4 protein-coding genes are annotated in these 3,024 nt (G+C 27.8%); all 4 read left to right on the top strand.

Annotation, left to right across the window (positions count from 1 at the left end; translation table 11 throughout):
- Positions 1 to 1,003: 3-oxoacyl-ACP synthase III family protein (locus B2217_RS16105; protein ID WP_291123184.1), on the top strand; the 1,003-nt coding region annotated here is incomplete at its 5' end.
- Between the two features lie 339 nt (positions 1,004 to 1,342).
- Entirely contained in the window at positions 1,343 to 1,768 is a 426-nt protein-coding gene (locus B2217_RS16100) for a cold shock domain-containing protein (protein WP_180906440.1), read from the top strand.
- 19 nt (positions 1,769 to 1,787) lie between these two features.
- A complete protein-coding gene (locus B2217_RS16095) occupies positions 1,788 to 1,979 on the top strand; it encodes a cold-shock protein (protein WP_038335863.1) in 192 nt (63 codons plus the stop codon).
- Positions 1,980 to 2,521: 542 nt separating this feature from the next.
- Positions 2,522 to 3,024 (top strand): NmrA family NAD(P)-binding protein (locus B2217_RS16090; protein WP_291123181.1); only part of this gene is annotated, 503 nt, incomplete at its 3' end.

Raw genomic sequence — 3,024 nt, 5'->3', positions numbered from 1 at the left:
TCTTTTTTTTGAAGAACATCAATTTTTTAATGAACAAGGAGAAATTTTAGATCAAAATAATGCTACTATTTCATATAAATTAAAGCAAATAACAGGAATAGAAGAACGTCGATATGCCAGAAAAGATCAAGTAACATCAGACTTAGGCTATATGGCAGCTGCTTCAGCCATCACAAATGCAAATATCGACGCAGAAACTATTGATTATATTATATTCGCTCATAATTTTGGAGATGTAAAACACGATACTATTCAGTCTGATATGGTGCCAAGTCTTGCTGCAAGAGTAAAAAATTTATTGAAAATTCAGAATCCTTATTGTGTTGCTTACGATGTTATTTTTGGTTGTCCAGGTTGGGTAGAAGGTGTTATACAAGCCAATGCATTTATAAAAGCTGGATTAGCAAAAAGATGTTTGGTAATTGGTGCTGAAACTCTTTCGAGAGTAGTAGATGAACACGACCGAGATACAATGATATATGCAGATGGAGCTGGTGCTGCTATTTTAGAAGCTTCTACAAACAATAAAGGAATACAAGCTCATTTATCTGCCTCTTATGCAAACGAAGAAAAAGATTATCTGTTTTTTGGAAAATCATATAATTCAGAAAAATGTCCGAATACCAAATATATCAAAATGTATGGTCGAAAAATCTATGAGTTTGCTTTATCCAAAGTACCTTTAGCAATGAAAAAATGTGTTGATGATAGCTCATATAATATTGACGATATCAGTAAAATAGTGATTCATCAAGCCAATGAAAAAATGGACGAAGCAATTGTAAAACGCTTTTATAGTTTATATGATCAAGATGTTCCAAAAAATATTATGCCAATGAATATTCATAAACTTGGCAATAGTAGTGTGGCAACAATTCCAATTCTTTTGAAAATGATTATGGATAATGATTTGGAAAATCACCAAATAAATGAAGGCGATGTGGTATTATTTGCTTCTGTTGGCGCAGGTATGAATATAAACACATTTATTTACCAATTTTAACGATATCAATTATGATAATATCTAAGTTCTAATCACAATTAGGTTAGAACTTTTTTGTCATATAGAATTCTCTAGAAATTAATACCATTTAATTCATTAAAACTTATTACCTTTGCAACGTACTTAAGAAGATATTTTGTCTTAATAGTTTACAATTGTATTCTTTATTTTACTTTTTTTAATTCACTAATTGACCTAGTCAATATAATTTTAACTTCTGTTTTCTAAAACGTATACTTGTAAGTTTTACTACATTATAATATAAATGTTGTTGGATAATTAATTCATGTTTTCTTAGGTTTTATCAGTATTAATAATAAAAAATCTATACAAACATTTATGGCAGATTCTACATCTAAAAAAGAAAATAGCAAAAAGAAAGCTTTAAAAAAATTAGAGAAATTAAACAAAAGAGAGAACAGAAAAGAGAATAACAACAAAGGAAAATCATTAGAAGATATGATTGTCTATGTTGATGTACTTGGTAATTTTACAGATGTACCACCTCATTTACAAGACAAAGAAGCCGATTTGCTGAATAATAAAAGATTAGAATCTGATAACAAAGATGTTTTTATAGAAGGTATGGTTGATATCTACAACGATTCAAAAGGGTTTGGTTTTATTAAAGTACCAACTTCTAACGATAAAATCTTCTTCCACTTCAAAGAATCAAAAGAATTACTTAAAGTAGGAGATCAAGTGCAGTTCAAAAAAGAAATGTCTGAAAAAGGATTCAGAGCAATTCAAATATCAAAAAAATAAATTAATTAAATATACAACTATGCAAGAAGGAACAGTAAAATTCTTCAACGAATCAAAAGGTTTTGGTTTTATCTCTAACGCAAACGGAGGTGAAGATGTTTTTGTACATGTTTCTGGATTAATTGACAAAGTAATTGAAAATGATCAAGTTACTTTTGATATTGAAAAAGGAAAAAAAGGTCTTATGGCTGTCAATGTAAAAAGAAAATAATTCAACATATAATTATTTCTTATAAATCAAAAAGTCCTTATGTAAATAAGGACTTTTTTGTTTTTAAATACACAATAACACATTTGTTATTATCTTCTACTAAAATTACAGCTTTTATAAGCTATTGTAAATCTTATGTGTAATCACTTTTTTCTAAAGATTTCTAATAATAAACAAATTTGATTATACTAAATCATCTCCTGTAGTTTATTACCTTTTAAATATTTTTAATGCATTTATAAGTAAACTACAAAAAACCACAGAATATCAAAGCGCTATAAATCAATAAAATACAAAACATCATTTCATTATTACTTCCCTCGATGGAAACAGGTATCTACCATGAAAGTAATAATAACTATTTCTAAAGGATTTTATTTCTTTACACTAAATCATTAAACAATATTTTTAAGAACGATAAAGTACTGAAGCAGTAGTTAATACATCTCAAAGTGATGTAGAATTTATCTATCATAGAACAAATCGTTCAAAAAATTCGAATTCATTTTTTAAGGATATAAATTATAGAAATAATAATCAAAATGATATTAATAACAGGAGCGACTGGCAATTTAGGATCTAGTGTAGTTAATCAACTTTTGAAAAAAAGTACACAAGATACTTTTGTCGTTACATCAAGTAATCAAGAAGGAGTCAACAAACTAACATCAAAAGGGTTTCAAGCCAGATTAGCAAACTTTAGCGACAGAGAATCTTTAAAAGAATCTTTTGATGGAATTGAAAAATTACTTTTGATTTCTACAATGGATTCAAACCGTTTCGAACAACATAAAAATGTAATCGATGCAGCAAAGGACCAAGGAGTAAAACATATTGTTTATACTGGTCTAGCAATAAAGGACATTCAAACTTCAGGAGTAAAAGACTTAATGATAAGTCATTTTCAAACAGAAGATTATATTAAAAAAAGTGGTTTAACCTATACAATTTTGAGAAATACAATGTATGCGGATGCATTAAATCAAATATTAGGAGAAAACGCGTTAAATCAAAATATAAATTTACCTGGAGGGAATGGAAAAGT

Source organism: Empedobacter sp. UBA7620 (assembly GCF_002484185.1).
GTDB classification, from domain to species: Bacteria; Bacteroidota; Bacteroidia; order Flavobacteriales; family Weeksellaceae; genus Empedobacter; species Empedobacter falsenii_C.
Note: the sequence above shows the minus strand (reverse complement) of the source record. Positions and strands in the feature narration are given on the sequence as shown.